Raw genomic sequence first — 24,611 nt, forward strand, 5'->3', positions numbered from 1 at the left:
CCATGCCCCGTGTGCTAATACTCTATACCGGAGGGACTATTGGTATGCAGCCATCACCTCAAGGCTACGTACCCTGCGCGGGGCTGGCGGAACGCCTAGCGGCGCATTTGGCCCTGAGTGACCCTTACCGACTGCCAGCATTTGATGTAATTGAAATGCAGCCTTTGATTGATAGCGCAGAGCTAATGCCCGAGGCCTGGAATCGGCTGGTGGCACAGTTGGAATGCCACTGGGAGGCTTACGACGCTTTTGTAGTGTTGCACGGTACCGATACCATGGCGTATAGCGCCGCAGCACTTTCGTTTATGCTCGATGCGCTGAACAAGCCGGTGGTTTTCACCGGCTCTCAAATTCCGTTGGGCGAGCCCCGCAGTGATGCGCTGAATAATCTCATCAGCGCGCTGCAATTGGCGGTGCATCCAGACACGCCCCGTGAGGTTAGTCTGTCTTTTCACGACAGACTACTGCGTGGCAACCGTGCCCGCAAAGTACGCAGCCTGGGCCTAGATGCGTTTGATTCACCAAATTTTCCTTGGCTAGGAGCATTAGGCATTGGCATAACGCTGAATGTTGATGCCGCCCTTCCCAGCGGCATGCCAAGTTTTGTACCTATCGACCTTGACCCTGATGCGGTGGCTGTCCTATCGCTGCATCCGGGCATGTCGTTGCGCCGTGCCAAGGCGCTACTGGCCGATGCCTCCTTAAGGGGACTGGTGCTCTACAGCTACGGTGTTGGTAACCCGCCCAGTTTTGAAGGTGAGCTGCTGAGCGCCCTAACGGATGCCAACGAACGAGGTGTAGCATTAATTAACGTGACACAGTGCGATCAAGGTGGGGTAGTGCAGGGAGCTTACGCTACTGGTTCTGAGCTAAATAAATCAGGGGTAATCGCTGGAAGAGATATCACCTTGGAAGCCGCCGTAGCGAAGCTAATCGTACTATTGGGGCGTGGGTTAGCGGGATGCGCCTTGCAGAAAGCGCTGAAGAGCGACTTGCGGGGTGAGTCTCGCACGATACGCTAGATCCGCCTTTATTAATTACCCAAAGAACCAGTAGCACACCGCTATAGCCGTGATAATACCTGCCGCATCGGCCACTAATGCACAGCCTAAGCCGTGGCGGATACGGTGATGCAACGGAGTTAACATCCAGCTCCTAGACGACGCGAAATATCGTTGCCTGCAATAACTAAATTATGCCCTAAATCTTTAATTGCTTCGGTGGTTGCTTCGCTACGGGTCAGCGATATGGCCATGCCGGCAACTGTATCGCCAGTATGGTTATGCAGCGATGTGCCCAAGCAAATCATACCTTCGCGAACCTGCCCGTCATCAATTGAAAAACCACGTTGACGGGTTTCATCAAGTTCACTGCGTAATTTCGTCAAATTGCGCACACTACGCGAAGTCAGTGGCCCAGGAAATTGATTAGAAAAAAGTTCGTGCAGGGCTGATGTGTCAAGTGCGGCCAGTAAGACTTTACCGGTCGCTGTAAAGGCCGCGGGCAGTCGCATGCCTATCCGAAATGTTGTGCCTAACGGTAAGTGGGCGTTGGAACAGGCAATATAGACAACGTCGCTTCCATCAAGCACCGTCATCGTCATTGTGTATTGGCCAAGGCTGTGGGCATCGACAAAATAGCTTTTAAAAATGTCTACCAGATCATTTTGGGCCAAAAAACCATTGGCCCAGCGCATAGGGTGTGGCCCGGTACTGAAGGTTCCATCGAAGCCTTTGGTTAAAAGCCCAACTTCGACCATCGTCAACAGAAGCCCATGAAGAGTGCTTTTCGGTAATGATAAAGCATGCCCTATTTCAGAAGCCTTGGGCTTCCTTGGTGATGCTGAAACAAAATCCATAATCGCAACCGCGCGGCGCAGAGCGGGCACCTTTGTCGTTCCTGCTTTGGGTGCTTCACCACCTTTCACCTCATTTCTCCTTATTGACTTTACGCGATACTTAGATGCATTGTTGAGTTCACTTTGCTGATTCAAGTTCATTATGATGAACTTTGTAGAAAGAACAAAGATAAATTAACGTCATCCACACCTTTTTAAAACGGCATACTTCATCTTAGATAAATGAGAACTCGCTTCAAAGCTAATCTCTTACGATGCTAACAGCTGTCATGGCGGCAAGACGTTGGTGCCTGTGTTAAGCGCTTTTAGAACGGGCATCGCTATTCGACAATTCCTAAAACGTTCATCCGATACATAAACACAAGATGGAGGAAACGATGACCACAACACCTTTTGGTTTCACCACTGTTGCCGACATTTATGTCGAATGGGGCGGTGCTGCTCGCCTAGGTGAATTACTCGGCGAGCGCTTTAGTGAACGCAAAGCATTGCTTGTCACGGATCGTGGGCTGATTGATGCGGGGCTTATTGCGCCAGTTGAAAAGACATTAAAAACACTGGGCTTTGATGTTTCGATTTTTGACGAAGTCGTTGCCGACCCGCCCGAGGCCGTCGTGCTTGAATGCGCTGAGAAGGCTCGCGCACAAAATATTGATATTGTGATTGGCCTTGGTGGGGGATCATCGCTTGATATTGCCAAGCTTGTGGCGGTTATGGTCGGTAGTGAACAACCGCTGTCTGACATGTATGGAATCGGCAATGTCATCGGTAAACGTTTACCGCTGGCCCTAATCCCTACAACCGCGGGCACAGGCTCCGAAGTTACCAATATTTCCATCATCACTACTGGCGAAACCACTAAAATGGGTGTTGTTTCGCGGCAACTTTTCGCAGATTTTGTCCTTCTCGATGCCGAACTAACGGTTGGCCTGCCGCAAATACATACCGCAGCAACCGGGATTGACGCGATGGTGCATGCCATCGAAGCTTATACATCCAAAATCAAGAAAAACCCATTGTCAGATGCCCTTGCTCGCGAAGCTCTGCGTCTGCTGGGCAGTAACCTGATTGCGGCATGTAAAGATGGTACTAACCGCAAAGCACGTGAAAACATGCTGCTGGGCGCCATGCTGGCGGGGCAGGCCTTTGCCAACTCCCCGGTGGCAGCGGTTCATGCTTTAGCTTATCCGCTGGGCGGACATTACCACCTGCCACATGGCTTGACAAACGCCCTGATGCTAGGGCCGGTCTTGCGTTATAACGCTAAAGTGGCGGCACCACTTTATGCCGAACTGGCTGATGTCATGAGCGTGCCGGGCGAGGGTGGCGATATTAGTACACGTTCAGAAGACTTCGTAAGTCATATGCTGGCTCTGATGGATGAAAGCGGCGCTCCACGCCGTTTGCGCGATGTCAATGTCACTGAAGACAGTTTGGCTATGCTGGCAAAAGATGCCATGAAACAGCTCCGTCTTTTGGTGAACAACCCGGTGGAAGTGACCGAAGAGGACGCATTAGCACTTTATCGCGAAGCCTATTAGGGCTTCATAAATTGACTGTTAAAAAATCTGGTCTCAACCAGCAACACAACAAGAAAGGTGAAAACCATGACTGACATTCGACTTTACATGTTTCAAACCGGCTCGCTGAAATGCAAAGTACACAATATCAAAATGAATGAAGGTGCTGGTGCCGATTATGAAATTCCGGTTCCATTTTTTCTGATCACCCATCCTGAGGGGCATACCATTATTGATGGTGGGAATGCCGTTGAAGTGGCCACTGATCCGGTTGGGCATTGGGGTGGAATTACCGACGTGTATTGGCCTGTGATGGAAGAGTCTGAGGGTTGCGTCGCCCAGCTTAAAAAAATGGGGATCCAACCGGAAGATATTCACTATGTGGTGCAATCACATTTGCACCTGGACCATACAGGAGCGGTTGGCCGCTTCCCGAATGCGACGCATATCGTGCAACGTGAAGAGTATGAATATGCCTTTACCCCTGATTGGTTCGCAGCAGGTGGGTATATTCGCAAGGATTTCGACAAGCCAGATTTGAAATGGCAGTTCCTCAATGGAACTGAAGATGATCATTACGATATATATGGAGATGGCACACTGATCACCGTCTTCTCGCCTGGTCACGCGCCGGGACATATGTCGTTTAAGGTAAATCTGCCTAATAGCGGCCCCATGATTTTGACAATTGATGCGGCGTACACTACTGATCACTGGGAAGAAAAAGCATTGCCGGGATTTTTGGCATCGACTGTGGATACCGTCCGTTCTGTTCAAAAACTACGTGCACTCGCTGATAAAACCAATGCAACCGTTGTTACCGGTCACGATCCGGATGCCTGGGCTACTTTTAAGCATGCCCCAGAATATTATGATTAATACCAACGGATTATGCCAGCCCGTGCTTTCGGGCTGGCATGTGCACTTCAGGTGATCGGTTTTTATCATGAAAGCTGTGTTCATCGTGGTGGATTTTCTTCTTGAGATGTTCGCGGCTACTGGGCAGGAGAACCTACCCAAAGAACCAGTAGCACACCGCTATCGCCGTGATAATACCTGCCGCATCGGCCACTAATGCACAGCCTAAGCCGTGGCGGATACGGGTAATGCCTATCGCGCCGAAGTAAACTGCCAACACGTAGAAAGTGGTTTCGGTACTGCCTTGCAGGGTAGCCGCTAAGAGTCCTGCAAAGCTGTCTACGCCAAAGGTGTCCATGGTTTCAATCATCATGGCGCGTGCGCCGCCCCCTGAAAGCGGCTTCACAAAGGCGGTGGGCAGGGCGTCGACAAAGCGGGTGTCCCAGCCAAACCCTTCGACGATCCAGCGTATGCCGCTTAGCCCAGCATCCAATACGCCGCTGGCGCGAAGTACGCCCACGGCTACCAGCATGGCAATCAGGTAGGGCAGCAGCGTAACAGTGAAGCTTAAGCCCTCTTTAGCTCCTTCAATAAAAGCGTCGTAAACCTTCACTCCGCGTAGCGCCCCTACCACTAGGAACATGATTACAATACTAAAGAGCGTAAGGTTGCCCACTAACGTGGAAGCTGCCGCCAGCGCCTGAGCCGACATCCCCGCAAGTGTCGTGAGTAATAAGCCTAAACAGAGCGCTGCCACGACGATATAGCCCAGCACCACCGGCTGCCAAAGCTTTATGCGCTGAACAATGGCCACCGCTAAAAGCCCCGCCAGACTAGAAGCCGTCGTCGCTAGCAGGATAGGAAGAAATACCAGCGTGGGATCAGCGGCGCCTTGCTGGGCGCGGTACATGAAAATGGTGACCGGTAGCAGCGTTAGCGATGAAGTATTAAGCACCAAAAATAGAATTTGCGCGTTGCTGGCGGTTTCAGAGCTGGGGTTCAGGCTTTGCAGCGAGTGCATGGCCTTGATGCCGATAGGCGTAGCGGCGTTATCCAAGCCTAGAATGTTAGCTGCAAAGTTCATGCTGATCAGCCCCATGGCGGGATGCCCGCGAGGAACTTCAGGCATTAAGCGACAGAACAGCGGGTCCAGCACTCGCCCCAGCAGACGAATCAGCCCTGCCTTTTCGGCAATCGAAAGAAATCCCAACCATAGGGTCATCGTGCCGAGCAATACCAGAATGATGTCGACACTTACCCGGGCCATGTCGAAAAGCGACTGGACTAAGCGGGCGAACACTTCGCCGTCGCCACCCACCAACCACTGCCACATTGACGCTACAAACGCAGCGATAAAGAAGCTTAACCAAATTCCGTTGAGCATGGCGAGCGGGCATCCTGGATTACGGTAAGGAAGATGACGTTAATCCTACCGAATTCAGGGCGCGGCAACACTCTTGTAATCAAAGATCTAGGCGACTCCATCACGAATTGACATGAAATAGTTTTCGCTGCCTATCTGACCGCCTTTCAAGGCAACCTCCAAACCATCGAACGCTGGAAGGTCGCTATGAGCAGTGCAGAGCGGAGACCCCGGCGTTTCTGGTAGAGGCAGCCGGGTGGTCAAAGCATGTACCGCAAGCTGGTTGAGAGCATGACTTGATGTGTCACCGCCTGCGATCACTACGCGCTCAAGCCCGTGCGCGTACACCATCTGGCGCAATAGCTGGCCCAGCGAACGGCCAATAAGGTGGCGCGCTCTTTCTCCTCCCTGATGCACGGCCTCTGCATCACTGTTGGGGCCCATTGCGGTATATACAATGACGCTTTTGCCTTGGCTGAGCGCCTCATTAGCGGCTTCCTGAGCCAGGTACATGGCCTCTGCATGGGTACGTTCGTTGATCAGCTGGACGACATCGAGGGCAATTACGCGAAAGCCATTGGCTTCTGCGCTGCGAATTTGCCGTGCCGTCACTTCTGAGCAACTGCCGGATACTACTGCTAACTGCTCAACTGCCCCAGGTGAAGAGAAGCGCGGCGGGTTTTCGGGGATCAACATCTGCCTACGCCAAGTGCTTACTAGAGAGTACTCCACGGCAGAGGAGCCGACCACGAAGCTTCCTTTAGGGGAACACGTTCGCCATAGCTGTGTACCAACCTCAGCCTGTTGGTCGTGGGTCAGCGTATCGAACAATACTACGTCATTTTCTTGCATGAGCTGATCGACGCGAGTGTCGGTATCGGTTGAGTCGAGACAAAGAACATCTGCTAGACCGATGGAGAGCAGGGTCTGTTGCGCCAGGTGATGCCTCAAGTCTGCCTCTTTCATAGGTGTTACAGGGTGCCTGCACATCACAGGATGACGATCAATTCGATGTACTTCGCTATCGAAGGCAGCGAAATGTTGTCCGAATACGGTGTAGCGTTTGAGCTGCGGTGCGCCAATCGCCAGAGGCACCGAGCGCTGCTTGAATAGCGATTTTCCTATTTCCAGCGCTTTCCCGATGCTGCCAATCGTCGGGGCGCTATCGAACGTTGAGCACACCTTATAGTGACAAATCGTTGCACCGAGTGATTTCAACCAGGTGAGCGCACTATGGAGGTGAGACTCCATCCACTCGGGAGATTCACTGCGGCTAGTGCCCGCCAAGCCTACGGCAGTATAGCTGGCGAAAGGGGCCAGCTGCTGCGCCGTGGGAGGTGCCAGAAAAAGCACCGTTTTTACTCCGTGCAGGCTCAGTGCTTCCATCACATCGGTGGAGCCTGTGAGATCATCGCCATAGTAGGAGAGAAGTAGAGAGGTGCTCATTGGCCAAAAGCCTCTATGGCTTGGGCAAGTTCGCGGTGTTCGCGGGCATAGGTCGCCATGGGAATGTCTGTCATGGCCGCTTGCCATGCTTGGCGCAGACTGGCTACTCCGCCTGCAATGCCACCGGGATGAGCCATGATGCCGCCTCCGCAACAGTAAATAAGGTCGCTATTTCCGAGCGCTTGATAAGTATCAGTGACTTGGGCAGCGCTTTGTCCTGAAGAGAACACCGGCATGATCTGATAGCCGGCGTCTGGAGTCTCGAACATGGGGGTTTGGCAGGCACGAGCACTAGTAATGACGCTATCGTCCTCTTCGCTAAACTTGTTGCGCAGGCCATTCACATGGATATGATCGACCCCCGCTAAGCGCCATAATTTATGGTAGGCCGTAAACGCCATTCCTACATGTGGAGATCGGCTGAACATGCCCCAGCCTGCACGATGGCCATGCAGGGCTACTTCGCAATGACGGCGGAGGTATGTCACACCTGCTAAACCGACGCTGTTCACTGCCACCATGACACAGGTGCCACCGGCAGCCACCACATAGTCGTGCTGGGCGCGCATTTCGTCGATATCGCCACTGATATTGAAGGCGTACATGACCTGTTTACCGGTACGCTCCGCATGGGCGTTGATGATTGGCATGACGGCATCGACACGTGCCCGCAGCGGGTTATGGGGTCCGTTGGCCTGTAACTCATCGTCCTTGATGAAATCGATGCCACCCACCACGAGTTGCTCCACCATATTGGCAGTTTCAGCGACGGAGAGGCCCACACTGGGTTTGATTATCGTGCCGATCATAGGGCCGCTGGAAATGCCGGAGAGTTGCCGGGTACCCGTTATCCCGAACTGAGGGCCGGGGTAAACGCTTGCGAAGGAATCGGGCAACTCGATATCGAGTAATTTCAGCGCAGAAAACTCTTTCAGCTCAAACAGGTTACCGGCCACGGTCGATACTAGGTTCGGCAGTGAAGGCCCCATATTTTCCAGTGGCCATGAGAGCTTTACTCGAGCGCGTTGGAAAAGGGTATGACCTTGAGGCGCTAGGTCAGCACGCATGGGTAGCGAGGGGGCATCGAGCGCGTCCAACATCTCGATACTCTCGACGATTGCACCATGAGCTTCACGTAAGGCATCTGTTTCGTTGGCAAGGCGGGTGAAAGTGCCTGAGGACTGCTCTCCTGCCATCACGTTTGCGGCATGCTCGACGTGATAAGGAGTTTCAATCATGTAGTGGGCGTAAATGCGTGTGCTCATCAATAAGGCTCCGGCAGATCAAAACAGAAGGTCGCGTATAAAGAGCGAAATCATCGGTACATAGGTAATCAGCATCAGGCAGGTGATCATGGTAAATACTGGGGGAAGCAAAAATCGGAACAGTTGCTCAACGGGCAATTTAGCTACCTGGGCAGCGGCAAATAAATTGACCCCCAATGGCGGAGTGAACATTCCCAAGGCCAAATTCACCACGACTACTATCCCAAAGTGCACTGGGTCGATGCCGAAACCAATCGCGATCGGAGCCAATATGGGAGCAAGAATCAAAATGGCCGCAGAGGTCTCGATAAACATGCCAACCAGTAACAGCAGCATGTTGATAGCCAATAGGAAGGTGTAGCGGTTATCAAAGGTGCTCTGTGCCCAGGCACCAATATCACTGGCCAATCCTGAACGTCCAATCACAAAACTGAGAATGGAAGCCGCGGCGATAATCAGCATGATCGACCCTGCAGAAAGAGCACTCTCGCGAAAAATACGCGGTAGGTCGCCAGGCTTTATAGTTCGGTATACCACCATTCCTAGAAACAGACCGTACAACACTGCAACCGCCGAGGCCTCTGTGGGGGTAAATATGCCACCGTAGATGCCGCCGATAATAATCACCGGCATCAATAGAGCAAGAAAGGCTCTCTTGAAGGCGGGCCAGGCGGGCGAGCGTAAATCGCCATCGTGGGTGCCGTAGCCTTTGATGCGGCACCAAATGATGACCATCATTATCAGAGCAAGGCCGATCAATAGGCCTGGCCCAAAACCAGCAAGAAATAGCTGAGTAATAGAGGTTTCTGTGCTGACACCGTAGAGAATCAATGGCACTGATGGAGGAATGATAATGCCCAGCTCAGCAGAAGAGGCTTGGATAGAGGCGGCCATCGGCGCTGGATAGCCCCTAGCTACCATGGCAGGAATCAAGATGGCTCCAATCGCAAAAGTGGTTGCCACGCTGGAGCCTGAGATAGCTGCAAACATCATGCAGGTCACTACACAGGTACAGGCGAGACCACCTTGAATACCACCAACCAGCGAGCGGGCAAATTCCACCATCCTGGCGGCGATGCCGCCATTGCTCATGATATGGCCGGCCAAGATAAAAAATGGAACTGCCATAAGCGGAAAGCTATCTAATCCCACAAACATACGTTGGGGAACGACCAGGAGGGGAACGCTGCTGAAGAAGTAAAGACCAATCACTGCGGTTAAGGCGATGGCAACCGCAATAGGTATCGACAGCGCAAACAGCGCGATCAACGCTGAGCCGATCGCCAGATTCATGGGGTTTCTCCTGCATCAGAACAGATAGGCTTTGCTTGGTGTTGGCCTAGATGATGCTGATATTCGGCGCAAAGCTGGCGTGTCACCACAGCGACGATGGCGACGGCACAGCCAGTGGGGATCGCGGCATAAAACCATGACATGGGGATTGCAAGCATGGCGATTTGCTGACCAGAAACACGCAGCGTAATCAGATAGCCTTGCCAGACCAGAATCGTCAGCAGCGTTAGGACGGCAGTACATACCAGACGCTGGCCAAAGATACGTAAGCGCGGCGGCAGGCGGTCCAGAAAAAGATCAATAGAGATCATGGCGCCATACCAAAATGCAGCTGCGCTGACCAGAAAAACGCTCCAGATGATGAAACCGCGTGCCAGGATTTCTGACCAGGCGGCCGGATCGCCGAGAATAAAGCGAGTAAACACCTGGTACGCGACTAATGCGACTGCCAGGGCGAGAAGGAGCGCGGCAAGATTATGGGCTAGCTTAATGAGGCCCAGGGTCAAGGTGTTCAGAAACGACAACATAAGCGATAACCTCATCGTTGGAGAAGAGGTGCCTCCCCGTGAGGAGGCACGCAGCAGAGGGCTACTCATTCGGTTGCGCGAATACGCTCTAGAAGCTCACTACCATACTGCTCGGCATAGCGCTCGTAGGCAGGCTCAACAGCCTCCCGGAACTGCGCGTAATCAATCTCGGTGACGACTTCCATGCCATTACTACGCAGCAACTCCACACCTTCCTCCTCAATGCGCTGGACGGCATCGCGTGAGGTTTGGGCAGCTACTTGTGCGGCTTGGCGAAACCAGCCCTGCTGCTCTTCATTGAGATCATCCCAATATATTTTCGACATCACTAATGCTGTGGGGGAGTAAACATGGCCTGTGAGCGTTAGGTAGTCCTGGATCTCCCACATGCTGTTTACCGTTAGAATGGGAATCGGATTTTCCTGGCCGTCGATGGTGCCCTGCTGAAGGGCTGTAATGACTTCTGTCCAGGAGATAGGTGTTGGTGCAGCGCCTAGCGCCTTGAAGGTTTCAAGATGCACCTGATTTTCCATGGTGCGGATCTTCATGCCTTCCATATCTCCAGGTGTTTCAACCGGGCGCCTGCTATTGGTCAAGTGCCGAAAGCCGTTTTCGGCCCATGCCAGGCCAATCAAGCCTTCGTCTTCAAACTCGTCCAACAACGACTGGCCAATCTCGCCATCGAGTACTTTGTGGGCGTGGTCGTAATCGCGAAACAGGAAAGGAAAATCGAGGGCGTAAACAGAGGGTACGAAATTGCCGATAGGACCGGTTGAGGTCAGTGTCAGCTCAACAGAGCCGATTTGCAGCCCTTCCAGGACGTCTCGTTCACCGCCTAAGGCGCTGGCAGGGCGCAGGTTGATTTTAAACTCTCCGTCGCTAAGCCGGTCTACCTCGTCAGCAAACGCTTGACCGGCTTCGCCATAATGGGAGTTAAGCGGGGGTGTGAACGCAAGGTTCATCTCTTGTACCGCAAAAGACGAAGTACTAGCAGCCAGAGCAATGGTGGCGGCGATGGCGGCAGAGACTTGGTTGAGTCGGAAGGTCATCATCTTATACTCCAAATTGTTGTAATTAGTGTTGGTGTGATGTTGCTAAAGCGTTGTTAAGCAAACAGGGTCAGGTGATACGGCGAATGCTTTCGGCAATTTCTTCAGGCTCAAATACGCGCTTCCAGTCATCACGCATCAATTGCGGTTTACCATTCTCAATCGCCTTGTTGCAGGCATCGGAGAAAACGCCTGGCTGCTCATCGAAAATAACGGCAGCCAGAATATTCATGTGGCCTAGCAAGAAGTCGCGTGCGCACTGCTGGTCAACGCCGCGGGCGACGACTTCGTCCATTGCTTCCCGCATGACCACCAGTAGCGTGGCGCATACCGTTTCCGAAAGACCAGGTTCAAGAAGTGCCATCTGTTCGACTGTGACACGGTGAGAGCGAACAACCGGTGCATAGATGGTCTTAGCAATCGCTTCGCCCAGTGGATAGAGTTCTTCAGGTCCTTGCATCAGCGCATTGACAATGTGTTGCTTAGCCTTGGCCCCGCCAAAGTAATCGCGCTTGGCATCTAGATCTGTTTCATCATTGAAGATCGGTGGGTGGCAAGGGTGCGTGACGAAGTAGACCAGATCGTCACGGTTGGGCAGGTGGCCAGCAAAAGGGGCGGCGGCATCGAGTGTAATGACCATAGTGCCGCTGGCCATTAGTGGCGATAGTTCTTCAGCAACGCGCCCCACCAGCGTATCTGGAACCGCTAGTATCACCACCTGAGCATCAGGCACAGCCTGTTGGGCATCTACGCAACTGATACCCAGGCCTTCTGATAGGCGCTGGCGACCAGCGTCACTCAATTCCACATGGCTGACGGTGTAACCTGACTGTTTTAAGTTGCTCGACAGGCGGTAACCCATTTTTCCGCCTGCGCCGATAAGGGCAATGTTGGTCATAGAAGACTCCAGTGAAGGTTTTGTATGGCGCTAGCGATAAGTTCGCTGAGGTTTAAAAGGGTAAGTTTTTTTCTCAGCAACTGGTATGATGACATAATATCTATATCAGTCTGTCAAATGCTGCTTTGGTCGTATTTAAGTAAATTTTGCCAATTTTCAGCACAACAGCGCTAGACTGTTGACGTTCATTGGATAACCAAGTCGCTGTGTGGCTTGTGAGGAGAAATTGCCGTGCAACCAGCCCCTAAAATTACTCGTCGCAAGCTGTCAGATGAGGTGTTTGATCGGCTTTATGAAATGGTAGAGTCGGGCCAATACAAGCCTGGAGATACGCTACCTTCTGAGCGCGAGCTGATGGATCGCTACGGTGTGGGAAGACCGGCAATTCGTGAGGCGATGCAAACGCTTGAACGTATTGGGCTTGTCGAAATTAATCACGGCCAGCGCCCTAAAGTACTGCAGCCGACGGCGATGGGACTGATGTCGCAGATTGATTTAACCGCTCGTCATATGCTCGCTAGCTCGTCTCAGTCGCTTGAACAACTGAAAGAGGCGCGCACATTCTTTGAGCTGGGTATGGTGGAGAAGGCGATAGGACAGGCCTCTGTGGCAGACATTGCTCATTTGAGAGAGTTGTTAGAGCAACAATGCGGGCATTTAAATGGAGATGCTCAAGCCTTTATCGAGATCGATATGGCGTTTCATACCGCCATTGCCGGAATTACTCGTAATCCGATTTTTATAGCAACTAGCCAATCCATGCTGGGTTGGCTAGCGCGCTTTCATGCTAGTTTGCTGCACTGGGAAGGCAACGAGGACATTACTTTGCTTGAGCACGCCAAAATTATTGACTGTATCGAGCAGGGGGATAAGGCGGCTGCCGTAGAGGAAATGCGCAAACACTTAGAACGCGCGCGGCTGCTCTATTGCTTGAATAGCTAACCCGAGAGCGAAAGAAAGAACAGAATAAGCGGTGGGGAGAGCAGCGAGAGGATAAACCCGCTGACCACGGCAATGGGCACGCAGGCTACGCCGCCGTGCTGCTGGATCACGGGCAGCGTGAAGTCCATCGAGGTTGCACCGCCGTAGCCGATAGCAAGTGCGGTGTGGCGATGAATCACCAGCGGAATCAAGATAAAGGCGAGAAGCTCGCGAGTGAGGTCGTTGAAAAACGCCACGCCGCCCATTAGCGGGCCTAGCTGGTCACCGATAAGAATGGCGGAAAGTGAATACCAGCCAAAGCCTGATGCCATGGCAAGGCCTTCATTCCAACTCAGCGACAGCAGCGGGGCGGCGACTAAGCCGGCTAGCAATGAGCTGAGCGCTAGCGTAACGGCAATCGCCAGCCCCATCTTGTTAAGCAGTATCTGTTTTAGCGGCATGCCGGAATTGCGCAGCTGACAGCCAATCAATATCAGCAGCACATAGAGCACCCACTCGGCGAGTAAATCAGCGGTGTTGAACAGCGTTTCGCCAACGTAGGGGCCTGCCAATAGGCCAGCGGTAACGCCACCGGCCACCACCGCGACCAGCCATAGCGAGCCCTGCATCGCCGCTAGCTTGCTGGTGGGGGCATTTTTTACCACCAGTGAATTAGCGGTATGCAGAGGCAAGCGCTGCGATAGCCACCAAAGCGCCGATAGGTTAAATAGCGTGGTAATGCTAAACAGCAGCAGCGCATTGCCGCCTAAGCGAGAAAGCTGGCTGATGAGATTTTCAAGACCCGCCAAGCTAATACCCATAAACAGCAGAATCAAATAAACCGAGCCGCTAACGGCCCGGTTTATTTGGCTCTGTACGCGGGTAGAACGAACCGGAACCAGGTAGCCCAGTATCAGCGGGAGTAAAACAATCAGTAAACCCGAAAGCATTTAGGGTGCCGTGCCCCCATTTGGATTGAAGTTAGTTAATGTCAGCTGTGTTTCGCGGCTACCCTCTTTTTGGTATACGGCTGAGAGAATCAGGCCGGGCCAGTCAGGGTGAAAGCTAAGTTTTAGAAGGCGATCAGGCTTCTCAATATCAATCAGAGAGACCTCCAGTGCCTCAAACTCACCGTCAGGTAATCCCATGCTAGTAGGTTCGGTAATGAGTTGCTTCTCAACATAGTACTGAAAATGCTCATCGCGCCCTTTGTTATCCACAAACTCAATCTCGCAGGGCGTGCTTTTGGTGCAGTTTTCGTGACCCGCACGTCTTGACAGGTCAAACAGCGCCGTTTGACGGTCCAAGGTGGGTATATCACTCTCGTTTAGCTGATAGCTATCGCCCATGCCCAGCAGGGAATAGCTGCTGCTATAAAGCAGTGAGTGAGTGGTGTCGTCGCGGAGTGAAAAGCGACTGAGTTCCTGGCCGCGCACGACGGCAATCGAAAAGCGCATATCGCTTAACCAATGACTACCTTCGTTAGACAGCCGATGCGTAATAGTGGCGCCAGGCCAGCCGCGAACTTCAAGCCGGTACTGGGCTTCAAAGGGCTGCGGATCCTTAAATGTTGGCTCGTTTTGCGCTAGCGCCACAGCGCTTGAAAAAAGCCCCATCAGGCTGAGTGTCGCTCCTGCCAACCGTTGGGCAGCGGATCGTGCTAAGACATTGACCAAAGGCCCTTCCTCCAAAAAAACGTACCGTCTTAAGAGCCTTTCGCTAGTACTTGGTTCATCGAGCGCCAGTATATCGGGGCTGGGGGCTTGCGTCAGTAGCCCGCATCAGGATTAACCGTTGTAAGGTGATCGCCCGCTTCAAAGGCATGTAAATAGGAAATCACCTGATCGATAGCATCGTTAAGCGGCGTAGGACCCGCCATATGAGGCGTGATGATAACGTTAGGATGCTGCCAAAGCGGATTAGTGGCGGGCAGCGGTTCTTCGTGGAACACGTCCAGGAGTGCCCCCCGGATGTGGCCCGGCTGGCCAGCGTGCCCCAGCGCTTCGAGCAGTGCCTGTTCATCAATCAAGCTGCCGCGGCCGGGGTTAATAATGCTGGCCCCTTTGGGTAGCAGGGCCAGCCGCTCGGCGTTGAGAATGTTTTTCGTGGCGGCGGTGTCAGGCAAAATAGTGATGAGGCTTTGCACCTGGCCAAGCAGCTCAGTTAGCCCGTCATCGTCGTGAAAACAGTGCACGCCGCTGATTTTTTTGGGCGAACGGCTCCAGCCCAGTACCGGAAAACCTGCCTGCTGTAGCGCGCTGGCGACGAAGCTACCAATCGCGCCGAGACCTAACACCCCCACGGGCCACTGAGATTTTTCCACGACCCCTTGTGGTTGCCACGTAGCGCTTTGCTGCTGCTCTGCGTAGCGGTCCATGCTGCGATAGAAATGCAGCACGCCATACAGCGCATAGTCCGCGATCAGGTCGCCCATGCCTGCATCGCGCAGCTTTACAATCGGTACGTTGCTGGGAAGCCCGGGCGTTTTAAGCAGATGGTCCACTCCCGCGCCTAAATTAATGATGCCTTTGAGCTGGGTCTGCTCCTGCAGTAAATGAGCAGGCGCTTTCCAAATGGCGAGGTAGTCTGCGTGTTTGCGCTCTTCCGCTGGCGCCTCGCTGGTCAGTACGGTGGCCTGGGGTAACGCTTCAGAAAGCGCTGCTTGCCACTGCGCAGCCTCATCAATGTGTACGACAATTTTCATCTCGTCTCCCGTTATCTAAGCATGTGATGACTCAGGCTATCATGGTGAGCGATCAATACCGTTGCAAGCTCGCATAGTCCGAAGAGTGCGCATAGTCCGAAGAGTGCGAAGAGTACGAATAATGTGATCATATGCACTTTTTGTCATAAAGCCTTTGACCGCCAACCAAGGGTGGGTGCTAGTATCGGGTCAAGACGACATTGGCGGGGCTGCTGCGGCGGTAGTCAGGTCGATCCTGTGGCTCAGCGTTGCATGCCTTTTTAGGCCCAGCGCTGGTTCTTGGTGATCTTTAATGGCGAGTTGCCCGATGACTCAGGTTTCCCTGCCTTTCGCGCGCGAAGAGTACGCTAGTCGCCTGTGGAAAGTGCGCGCCGAAATGGCCAGTCGTGGTATTGACGTATTAATCGTCAGTGACCCTTCTAATATGGCTTGGCTGACCGGCTACGACGGCTGGTCGTTTTATGTGCATCAGTGTGTGCTGGTGGGCCTTGAGGGCGAGCCTGTATGGTTCGGGCGGCGCATGGATGCTAACGGCGCCCTGCGTACCTGCTGGATCGATCCTGACAACATTACTTACTACCCGGATTACTATGTACAAAATCCGGATATGCACCCCATGGAGTATTTGGCGCAGTCGATCATGCCTGATCGCGGCTGGCATCTGGGTGTAGTGGGTATGGAGATGGATAACTACTACTTCTCCGCCAAGGCCTATTTAAGTCTGCTCAAAGAGCTTCCTCACGCGCGCTTTATGGATGCCAATGCGCTGGTGAACTGGTGCCGAGCGATAAAATCGCCCCAGGAAGTGGCTTACATGCGCATTGCCGCCAAGATTGTGGAAGGCATGCACTCACGTATTTTAGAAGTCATAGAGCCTGGCCTGCCGAAAAGCAAACTGGTGTCAGAGATTTATCGCGTCGGCATTGAAGGCTTTGTGGATGAAAACGGCAAAGTATTTGGCGGTGATTATCCCGCCATTGTTCCTATGCTGCCCACCGGCAAAGACGCCGCGGCGCCTCATTTAACCTGGGATGACACACCCTTTCGTAAAGGCGAAGGCACCTTCTTCGAGATTGCCGGGGTGTTTAAACGCTACCACGCGCCTATGTCACGCACGGTATTTTTGGGTACACCGCCCACCGATTTTATCCGCGCTGAATCGGCGCTGTTAGAAGGCATTGAGAAAGGTCTCGCCGTCGCTAAACCGGGTAACCGCACCGCAGATATCGCCATGGCGCTGGGGGCTGCGATGGATAAATACGGCTTTGACCGCGGCGGCGCCCGCTGTGGTTATCCCATCGGTATCTCGTATCCGCCTGATTGGGGCGAGCGCACCATGAGCCTGCGCCCCTCGGATGACACTATCCTGCAGCCCGGCATGACATTTCACTTTATGCCGGGGCTTTGGGTAGAGGACTGGGGTCTAGAAATTACCGAGAGTATTTTAATTACCGACGATGGTTGTGAAACGCTGGCCAATTTTCCGCGCCAGCTATTTGTGAAGTAATTATTAATGAGCGTCGCGGTTAAATAAATTGTACCCCGCCACCTAAAGGAATTTTTCATGACGATGCGACCAAGCCCTATTGCCGCCACCGTTGATTTTGATGCCGATGGCGTACAGCACGGTTTTTTAAAGCTCCCGATTTCCACCGATGAGTCCGCTTGGGGCGCGGTGATGATCCCCATCACTGTGGTGAAAAATGGTGATGGCCCGACGGCGCTGCTGACCGGTGGCAACCACGGCGATGAGTACGAAGGCATTACCTCGCTGCTGAAGCTCTCTTCATCGTTGCAGGCGCAAGACGTAACGGGTCGCGTGATTATCGTTCCGTGCATGAACACGCCCGCGGTCATGGCGGGTAAGCGCACTTCCCCGATGGACAAAGGTAACCTGAATCGCAGCTTTCCCGGCGACCCTAACGGTAGCGTTACGCCGCAAATTGCCGACTACTTCACGCGCGTACTGGTGCCGATGGCGGACGTAGTGCTTGATCTGCACTCCGGCGGCCGCACGCTGGATATTCTACCGTTTGGCGCCTCTCACGTGCTGGATAATAAGGCCCAGCAGCAGTCCGCTTTGGAAGGCGCAAAAGCCTTCGGCGCTCCGTACGCAATGGTGATGTTTGAGCTGGATGCGGAAAAACTTTTCGACACCGCCTGCGAGCGACAAGGCAAAGTGTTTGTGGCCACTGAGCTTGGCGGCGGCGGTACGTCTACGCCCCAAAGCATGGCGATTGCCGAGCGCGGCGTGCGTAATTTCTTAATTCACTATGGCCTGGTAGAAGGCACGGTTGATATGCCGGCAGAAGGGCAGGTCTACCTGGATATGCCCGATGCTAGCTGCTACGTACAGAGTCAGCACTCCGGTGTGTTAGAGCTGTTGGTCGCATTAGGGGATGACGTTAAGAACGGCCAAACGATTGCGTACGTATACGATATGACCCGCAGCGGCACTGATCCGGTTGCTTATAAAGCAGAGCGCGACGGTATCTTAATGGCGCGTCGTGCGCCTTCGTTAATCAATATGGGGGACACCCTGGCGGTGATTGCCGATGTTGTTGAACGCCTGGAGGCGTAACGCCCGGCATGATGAAACTTGATCGTTTTGACCTGAAAATTCTCGACATTCTCTCCCAAGACGGGCGAATCACTAAGTCGAAGCTGGCCGAGGCGATTAATCTCTCGATCAGCCCCTGCTGGGAACGCGTAAAGCGCCTTGAAAAGGCTGGCATTATTGAAGGCTACAGCGCGCGTATCAATAGCGAGGTGCAGGGGCCTCGCAACCCGGTATGGGTTCAAATCGAACTGAAGCAGCATAACGCTGAAAGCTTTGCTCGCTTTGAAGCGCTGGTAATGGAGACGCCAGACGTAACGGAATGCGTGGCGGTTGGCGGCGGTGTGGATTACCTAGTGAAGTTTGAAGCCCGAACCATCGATAGTTATCAGCGTCTGATGGATAAGTGGCTAGTGTCTGAAGCAGGTATAGAACGCTATTTTACGTATATTGTGACTAAAACCGTCAAACACGCGCCTATTGGGATCGATACTGACGGTGTCATTTAATAAAGCGCTTACTTTTATTGCGAACCACCAAAAAAAACCTCTGTTAAGCGCCCGTTGACAAAAAAAGTCGCGTGATAAGCCTTGGTTTTCAAAAACACTTCGCGGCTACTCTCCGTTAACCTCTATGCATTCGATGGCAAGGCTGATGAGCGCTTGCTGACAATGCCACACAGCTATTGCAGTGCTCGGTTAGCCAGGCTGCATGAGGAGAGGTTTCCATGACCACACTATCGACCACGCTCGCCAAGCGTCTGGAAGATTCGCGACTGTTTCGGCAGTACGCCTATGTGAACGGTAAATGGACCCACGGCGAAGGCGGTCGAGAAGAAGCGGTTTATGACCCTGCTACCAATGACACTATTGGCCATATCCCACTGCTTGAAGCCGCGCAGATTACGGCCGCTGTTGATGCTGCTGACGCTGCTTTCGTGCAGTGGCGGGCGCTACGTGCCGACGAGCGCTGCGAGCGTTTGCTAGCTTGGTATGACCTGATTCAAGCCAACCGTGAAGACCTTGCTACGATCATGACGCTGGAGCAGGGCAAGCCTTTGCCCGATGCTCGCGGTGAGGTCGAGTACGGCGCAAGCTTTGTGCGCTGGTTTGCTGAAGAGGGCAAGCGCACCTACGGTGAAACCATCCCCAGCCATATTCCGAATGCGTCGTTGGGCACTATTAAAGAGCCTGTCGGCATCGTGGCGATGATTACGCCCTGGAACTTTCCGCTGGCGATGATTACGCGTAAAGCCGCGGCGGCGCTGGCGGCTGGCTGCCCTGTGATCGTCAAGCCTGCCAATGAAACGCCGTTCTCGGCGCTGGCGTTGGCGGAGCTGGCTGAGCGCGCGGGGATTCCGGCCGGCATTTTTAACGTTGTACTGGGTGACCCTGCGGAAGTCTCGAAAATCCTCTGCGCCGAGTCACGTATTCGCGCGCTCTCATTCACCGGTTCCACTCGGGTGGGGCGGCTGTTGATCGAACAGAGTGCGCATACCGTTAAGCGGCTTTCTTTGGAGCTGGGTGGCAACGCACCGTTTATTGTTGGTCCAGATATGGATCCAAAGCAGGCTGCCTACGCGGCGATTGACGCCAAGTTCCAAACGGCAGGGCAAGACTGCCTGGCGGCCAACCGCATTCTGGTACACGAGTCGATCCATGATGAGTTCGTAGAGCAGTTCAGCCAGCGTATGGCGGCACTCACCGTAGGCAATGGCCTGCACGGCGAGATAGATCTTGGCCCACTAATTCACCGTCAGGCGGTGGAAAAAGCCGCTGCGATTGTTGATGACGCTGTTTCTAAAGGCGCCACCATGATTGGCGGTGATCAAAGCAAAGCGCCAGGTGAGAACTTCTTTATGCCGGTACTGCTAACCGGCGTCACGGCGAAGATGAAGGTGTGGCGAGAAGAAAACTTTGCCCCCGTGGCAGGCATTACCGCCTACAGCACGGACGATGAAGTCATTGAAATGGCCAACGACACTGAGTACGGGCTTGCCGCCTATGTCTACACCCATGATATACGCCGTATATGGAAGCTGATGCGGGCGCTGGAGTACGGCATGGTCAGCGTTAATTCAGTAAAAATGACCGGCCCGCCGGTGCCCTTTGGCGGTGTAAAACAGTCAGGCCTAGGGCGCGAAGGCGGCGCCACGGGTATCGATGAATATCTGGAAACGAAATATTACTGCCTAGGCGCGCTGGGTTCAGCGTCTGGCAGCTAGTCGCCAAGTTGAAAACAATTTAAAAATACCTTCCCCGTCATGCGGGGAGGCTTACTGTACAGAGAGAACGCTATGAGCTTGCATCAGGATTTAATCGAACGCGACCGTAAAGTTACCTTCCATGCGTCTACCCACCTGCGTGACTTTGCTCACGGTGATTTGCCGGGCCGTGTGATTACCGGCGGTAAAGGCATCAATATTGTCGATAAAGATGGCCGCGAGTTTATCGACGGCTTTGCGGGCCTCTACTGCGTGAACATTGGCTATGGCCGCACCGAAGTTGCCGAAGCGATCTATAAGCAGGCTTTAGAGCTTTCTTACTATCACACCTACGTGGGCCACTCTAACGAGCCTCAGATCGAGCTTTCCGAGCGCATTATTAAAATCGCGGGCATGAACATGTCCAAGGTTTACTACGGTATGTCCGGAAGCGATGCCAACGAAACCCAGCTTAAAATTGTGCGTTACTACAACAACGTGTTGGGTCGCCCACAGAAGAAAAAAGTCATCTCGCGCATGCGTGGCTACCATGGTTCGGGTATCGCATCGGGTTCGTTGACTGGCCTGAAAGCGTTTCATGATCACTTCGATTTACCGATTGACACGATTCGGCACACCGAAGCGCCGCATTACTATCTGCGCGCCGCCGAACAGCACGGCATGACGGAGCTAGAATTTTCGGCCTACTGTGCTGACAAGCTAGAAGCAATGATTCTGGAAGAAGGCCCGAATACCGTCGCTGCCTTTATCGGCGAGCCGGTACTGGGTACGGGTGGGATCGTACCGCCGCCGGAAGGTTATTGGGATGCGATTCAAACCGTGTTGAATAAGTACGACGTGCTGTTGATTGCCGATGAAGTGGTGTGTGGCTTTGGCCGTACCGGCTCTGACTTTGGCAGCCATCACTACAACATGAAGCCGGATCTAGTCACTATCGCTAAGGGCTTGACTAGCGCCTATCAGCCGCTTTCTGGCGTGATTGTCGGTGAGAAAGTGTGGCAAGTGCTTGAACAGGGCACCGGTGAATACGGCCCGATCGGCCACGGCTGGACCTACTCTGGCCATGCGTTAGGCTGTGCTGCCGCGCTTGCCAATCTGGATATCATCGAGCGTGAGAACTTGGTGGGTAACGCCGCTGAAACTGGCGCTTATTTTCAGCAACAGCTAAAAGCTAACTTCGAAGGCCACCCGTTGCTGGGTGACGTGCGCGGTGTTGGCCTAATGGCCGCGCTAGAGTTCTCGCCTGATGCTAGCCAGCGCCTGCATTTCGAGCCAGCGCTCAAAGTCGGCCCGCGCGTTGCCGCTGCTGCCATGGAAGAGAACCTGATAGCTCGGGCGATGCCGCAAGGGGATATTCTTGGCTTTGCGCCGCCGCTAACCATTAACCGTGGCGAAGTAGACGAGATGATTGGTCGTGCCAAGCGCGCCATCGACCGCGTTACCGATGAGCTTACGCGCTCAGGTGATCTTAAAACCGGCAAACAAGAAGCTGCGTTTACGGTTTGATAACCTGCTTTAGCCGCTTAAACGCCGCAGCCCAGCGCTGCGGCGTTTTTATTTTTGAAGGGGGCGGCTATGCTTAATACTCTTAATGTTGAATTCAGCCGTAAGGTAAGCCATTCGATAGTGAAGGAGTAGCCAACGATGCAACCGGTATTAGCCTTTGATGTATACGGCACGCTGATCGATACCCAGGGAGTCACAGTTGAGCTAGAAAGGCGCTTGAAGGATGCTGCTAAAGTAGATGAGTTTGCCCGCCGTTGGCGCGACAAACAGCTTGAATACAGCTTTCGCCATGGCCTGATGGGGGCCTATGTGCCGTTCTCCGAATGTACGCGCGAAGCGCTAGTGTTCGTTGATCGTGCGCTGCATACCGGTCTTTCTGATAATGACCACGATCACCTAATGGCCGTATATGGAGAGTTGCCCGCTTTCGACGATGTAGTGCCAGCGTTGGATCAACTTCGCGGTGCGGGCATCCGCTGTGTGGCATTTTCGAACGGCACTGCAGACGCCGTATCTAAACTGCTCACCCGCGCAGGCGTTGAGAACCACATGGACGATGTCATTAGTGCCGACGAGGTGAAGCGCTTTAAGCCCGACCCCGCCGTGTATGCGCATTTGCGTAGCCGTTTAGAAACCAGGCTCGAGCAAACGTGGCTGATTTCCAGTAATCCGTTTGACGTGATTGGAGCAACCCATGCGGGGTTGCGCAGTGCCTGGATCCGCCGCCGCTCCGATGCGCCTTTCGACCCATGGGGAATAGAGCCGGATATGACAGTCACTGATTTAGAAACACTGGCTGATCGACTTATTGGTTAGGTTGGTAACCCGCTTCAACAAGTCGCATAATGACGCCCAATTATTGTCTTAGGATACGAACATGTCAGAGAAAATTTACTGCGTTGCTGGCTTCAAGCCTAAGCCGGGCAAAGAAGAAGCGGTATTTAAAGCGCTTCAATCATTAGAGCCGAACACGCACCGTGAAGACGCCTGCATTCACTACACAGTGACGCGTCAGATCGACAATCCCTTCGCTCAGGGCACTGGCTACCCGATCGTTTTTCATGAAATTTGGGCCAGCCGTGAAGAGTTTGAAGCCCACTGTCAGCGTAAAGAGATTCAGGATTTCTTTGCTAAGCACGTTGAATCGCCGGATGGCGATATTGAAGATGCCAACGTGTGCGTATATACCGATGAACCCTTGAATTTTGACGCGCCGAAGGTTTAATTTTAGCGTGTAGATTAGGCCTAACAGCAACGCTGCAAAGGAGCCAAAATGACTGAGAAAAAAATGAACGTCGAGAGCTTTAACCTGGATCACACCAAGGTGAAAGCCCCATACGTGCGCCTAGCGGATATCAAAGAAGGCCAGAACGGCGACCGTATCCATAAATACGATTTGCGGATCTGCCAGCCTAATAAAGAGCACATGGAGATGCCCGCGCTGCACTCCCTTGAGCACTTGATGGCCGAGCTATCACGCAATCACACGGATAAAGTGGTCGATATCAGCCCGATGGGCTGCCAAACCGGCTTTTATATCGCGATGATTAATCACGATGATTACGACGGCGTGCTGGCCATCATCGAACAAACGCTGAACGATGTTCTCGTCGCGACCGACGTACCCGCCTGCAACGAAATGCAGTGCGGCTGGGCCGCTAGCCATAGCTTGGAAGGCGCCCAGGAGCTTGCGCGTAACCTGCTGGCCAAACGCAGCGAATGGACCGAAGTGTTTGCTTAAGCTCTAGCTAACTCCAGAAAAGCAGTAAGCTGAACGCCTTCTGAGCATATAAGCCAGGAGGCGTTTTTATTATCTGTACATTAACGGATACAAAAATGCCCACCCACGGTGACATGCTGGTAGAGGGAACGCATTTTCCCGCGAGAGAGGCTTTAATAAGCTGCTTTTCGCTTGGCTTAAAGCTTGTGTTAATGCGCGTGGCTATTGCTTTCGCCAGGGCCAAACGATGTGTCGGAGCTGACCCAGTGCGCCATACACGTCAGCCGTAAAACGCTGTTTAATATCGCCGGCGCTTACGCAGTTGTGATTTAGCTCTATTCTGGGCCGATCCTAAAATACTTCGAGCGCTGAGGAGTCATTCAACGCGCCACTATTAATGATCTTTCGGCAGAGGCTCAGAAACGTTTTTCGTTCTAAGTCTGTTAGCGCGCCAAATACCTCTTCTTGGCGCCGAACCACCTTATTTTTGATCTCTGAAAGCAAGGCGACGCCTTCGGTGGTAGGAAAGAGCTGCTTCGCCCGCGTGTCATTATTATCGACTTCGCGTTTGATCAGGCAACGATTTTCAAGAAGTTTGATAGCTCGGCTGATTGAGTTCTGTGGTCGCGGGAAGAGAATCTGTACGTCTTTTGCCAGAATGCCTGGGAAATAAGTGACTGCATAAAGCGTTGACCACGCATTTACTGGCATATCGTAGTTTTTTTCGATGAAGCGGCTCGTCACTTGGTTATTAGCCAGTACTATGTGACTCATCGCCATCAGGTAGCACAGATCCGAGGAGAAGACCTCCTCAAGCATTGAAAACCCTTTGTCAGTCATCCTTGATACCCCTTTCAACAGTATTAATACCACCTCATACCACCATACTCTTGCAATATAAA

The 24,611-nt window shown here is 53.1% G+C and carries 24 protein-coding genes; 12 read left to right on the plus strand and 12 right to left on the minus strand.

The genetic code is table 11. The annotated features are described in order from the left end of the window. Positions 1 to 2: 2 nt before the first annotated feature. Complete coding sequence (locus ACT3RP_RS05240) at positions 3 to 1,022, plus strand: asparaginase (RefSeq protein ID WP_441685737.1); 1,020 nt, start codon at positions 3 to 5, stop codon at positions 1,020 to 1,022. A 119-nt stretch (positions 1,023 to 1,141) separates the two neighbouring features. Here ACT3RP_RS05240 and ACT3RP_RS05245 read toward each other — a convergent pair whose 3' ends face one another. Next, the gene (locus ACT3RP_RS05245; RefSeq protein WP_444625138.1) at positions 1,142 to 1,927 is read right to left on the minus strand and encodes an IclR family transcriptional regulator; all 786 of its coding nucleotides are present in this window, start codon (positions 1,925 to 1,927) and stop codon (positions 1,142 to 1,144) included. Positions 1,928 to 2,235: 308 nt separating this feature from the next. Here ACT3RP_RS05245 and ACT3RP_RS05250 point away from each other — a divergent pair, with 308 nt between their 5' ends. After that, entirely contained in the window at positions 2,236 to 3,399 is a 1,164-nt protein-coding gene (locus ACT3RP_RS05250; RefSeq protein ID WP_444625139.1) for an iron-containing alcohol dehydrogenase, read from the plus strand. A gap of 66 nt (positions 3,400 to 3,465) precedes the next feature. Then, the gene (attM, locus tag ACT3RP_RS05255; protein WP_483393400.1) at positions 3,466 to 4,257 is read left to right on the plus strand and encodes an AttM family quorum-quenching N-acyl homoserine lactonase; all 792 of its coding nucleotides are present in this window, start codon (positions 3,466 to 3,468) and stop codon (positions 4,255 to 4,257) included. 133 nt (positions 4,258 to 4,390) lie between these two features. On the opposite strand, the gene ACT3RP_RS05260 is transcribed toward attM, so the two are convergent. The 7 genes from ACT3RP_RS05260 to ACT3RP_RS05290 form a co-directional block, all read right to left on the minus strand. After that, entirely contained in the window at positions 4,391 to 5,620 is a 1,230-nt protein-coding gene (locus ACT3RP_RS05260; RefSeq protein WP_096278396.1) for a nucleoside recognition domain-containing protein, read from the minus strand. Positions 5,621 to 5,707: 87 nt separating this feature from the next. After that, positions 5,708 to 7,045, minus strand: coding sequence for a four-carbon acid sugar kinase family protein (locus ACT3RP_RS05265; protein WP_483393401.1), 1,338 nt, complete (start codon positions 7,043 to 7,045; stop codon positions 5,708 to 5,710). Beyond that, positions 7,042 to 8,310 (minus strand): ribulose-bisphosphate carboxylase large subunit family protein, encoded by a 1,269-nt coding sequence (locus ACT3RP_RS05270; protein ID WP_483393402.1) that lies wholly within the window; start codon positions 8,308 to 8,310, stop codon positions 7,042 to 7,044. Before ACT3RP_RS05270 ends, ACT3RP_RS05265 begins: the two co-directional genes overlap by 4 nt. An 18-nt stretch (positions 8,311 to 8,328) precedes the next feature. After that, positions 8,329 to 9,603, minus strand: coding sequence for a TRAP transporter large permease (locus ACT3RP_RS05275; RefSeq protein ID WP_483393403.1), 1,275 nt, complete (start codon positions 9,601 to 9,603; stop codon positions 8,329 to 8,331). Beyond that, positions 9,600 to 10,130: a TRAP transporter small permease gene (locus ACT3RP_RS05280; protein ID WP_441685724.1), complete on the minus strand. Its 531-nt coding sequence runs from the start codon at positions 10,128 to 10,130 to the stop codon at positions 9,600 to 9,602. The genes ACT3RP_RS05275 and ACT3RP_RS05280 overlap by 4 nt, the downstream gene beginning before the upstream one ends. 65 nt (positions 10,131 to 10,195) lie before the next feature. Continuing rightward, complete coding sequence (locus ACT3RP_RS05285; RefSeq protein WP_441685723.1) at positions 10,196 to 11,182, minus strand: TRAP transporter substrate-binding protein; 987 nt, start codon at positions 11,180 to 11,182, stop codon at positions 10,196 to 10,198. A 67-nt stretch (positions 11,183 to 11,249) separates the two neighbouring features. Continuing rightward, positions 11,250 to 12,077, minus strand: a complete 828-nt coding sequence (locus tag ACT3RP_RS05290; RefSeq protein ID WP_217990275.1) for a phosphogluconate dehydrogenase C-terminal domain-containing protein — start codon at positions 12,075 to 12,077, stop codon at positions 11,250 to 11,252. Between the two features lie 231 nt (positions 12,078 to 12,308). Here ACT3RP_RS05290 and nanR point away from each other — a divergent pair, with 231 nt between their 5' ends. Beyond that, positions 12,309 to 13,019, plus strand: coding sequence for a transcriptional regulator NanR (gene nanR, locus ACT3RP_RS05295; protein WP_096278410.1), 711 nt, complete (start codon positions 12,309 to 12,311; stop codon positions 13,017 to 13,019). On the opposite strand, the gene ACT3RP_RS05300 is transcribed toward nanR, so the two are convergent. The 3 genes from ACT3RP_RS05300 to ACT3RP_RS05310 all read right to left on the minus strand — a co-directional run bounded on the left by ACT3RP_RS05300 (position 13,016) and on the right by ACT3RP_RS05310 (position 15,702). Beyond that, positions 13,016 to 13,948 carry a LysO family transporter gene (locus ACT3RP_RS05300; protein ID WP_483393404.1) on the minus strand — a complete coding sequence of 311 codons (933 nt, stop codon included), beginning with the start codon at positions 13,946 to 13,948 and terminating at the stop codon, positions 13,016 to 13,018. The genes nanR and ACT3RP_RS05300 overlap by 4 nt on opposite strands. Continuing rightward, positions 13,949 to 14,674, minus strand: a complete 726-nt coding sequence (locus ACT3RP_RS05305) for a hypothetical protein (protein ID WP_483393405.1) — start codon at positions 14,672 to 14,674, stop codon at positions 13,949 to 13,951. It abuts the gene before it with no gap. A 92-nt stretch (positions 14,675 to 14,766) separates the two neighbouring features. Then, complete coding sequence (locus ACT3RP_RS05310) at positions 14,767 to 15,702, minus strand: 2-hydroxyacid dehydrogenase (RefSeq protein WP_096278414.1); 936 nt, start codon at positions 15,700 to 15,702, stop codon at positions 14,767 to 14,769. Positions 15,703 to 16,009: 307 nt separating this feature from the next. Here ACT3RP_RS05310 and doeA point away from each other — a divergent pair, with 307 nt between their 5' ends. The 8 genes from doeA to ACT3RP_RS05350 all read left to right on the plus strand — a co-directional run bounded on the left by doeA (position 16,010) and on the right by ACT3RP_RS05350 (position 23,730). After that, complete coding sequence (doeA, locus tag ACT3RP_RS05315; RefSeq protein ID WP_096278416.1) at positions 16,010 to 17,209, plus strand: ectoine hydrolase DoeA; 1,200 nt, start codon at positions 16,010 to 16,012, stop codon at positions 17,207 to 17,209. 57 nt (positions 17,210 to 17,266) lie between these two features. Further along, entirely contained in the window at positions 17,267 to 18,283 is a 1,017-nt protein-coding gene (gene doeB / locus ACT3RP_RS05320; RefSeq protein WP_444625144.1) for a N(2)-acetyl-L-2,4-diaminobutanoate deacetylase DoeB, read from the plus strand. Positions 18,284 to 18,291: 8 nt separating this feature from the next. After that, positions 18,292 to 18,768 (plus strand): Lrp/AsnC family transcriptional regulator, encoded by a 477-nt coding sequence (locus tag ACT3RP_RS05325; protein ID WP_096278420.1) that lies wholly within the window; start codon positions 18,292 to 18,294, stop codon positions 18,766 to 18,768. Positions 18,769 to 18,986: 218 nt separating this feature from the next. Beyond that, entirely contained in the window at positions 18,987 to 20,483 is a 1,497-nt protein-coding gene (locus ACT3RP_RS05330) for an NAD-dependent succinate-semialdehyde dehydrogenase (protein WP_096278422.1), read from the plus strand. Between the two features lie 72 nt (positions 20,484 to 20,555). Then, a complete protein-coding gene (locus ACT3RP_RS05335; RefSeq protein ID WP_444625145.1) occupies positions 20,556 to 21,989 on the plus strand; it encodes an aspartate aminotransferase family protein in 1,434 nt (477 codons plus the stop codon). 138 nt (positions 21,990 to 22,127) lie between these two features. Further along, positions 22,128 to 22,805, plus strand: a complete 678-nt coding sequence (locus ACT3RP_RS05340) for a haloacid dehalogenase type II (protein WP_483393406.1) — start codon at positions 22,128 to 22,130, stop codon at positions 22,803 to 22,805. A 61-nt stretch (positions 22,806 to 22,866) separates the two neighbouring features. Then, positions 22,867 to 23,214: a putative quinol monooxygenase gene (locus ACT3RP_RS05345; protein WP_444625147.1), complete on the plus strand. Its 348-nt coding sequence runs from the start codon at positions 22,867 to 22,869 to the stop codon at positions 23,212 to 23,214. Positions 23,215 to 23,262: 48 nt separating this feature from the next. Beyond that, entirely contained in the window at positions 23,263 to 23,730 is a 468-nt protein-coding gene (locus ACT3RP_RS05350; protein WP_096278431.1) for an S-ribosylhomocysteine lyase, read from the plus strand. A 330-nt stretch (positions 23,731 to 24,060) separates the two neighbouring features. Here the strand turns inward: ACT3RP_RS05350 and ACT3RP_RS05355 are convergent, their stop codons facing one another. After that, positions 24,061 to 24,549 (minus strand): MarR family winged helix-turn-helix transcriptional regulator, encoded by a 489-nt coding sequence (locus tag ACT3RP_RS05355; RefSeq protein ID WP_096278433.1) that lies wholly within the window; start codon positions 24,547 to 24,549, stop codon positions 24,061 to 24,063. Positions 24,550 to 24,611 lie beyond the last annotated feature (62 nt).

The organism is Halomonas sp. AOP5-B2-8 (genome assembly GCF_052376475.1).
GTDB lineage: Bacteria > Pseudomonadota > Gammaproteobacteria > Pseudomonadales > Halomonadaceae > Vreelandella > Vreelandella casei.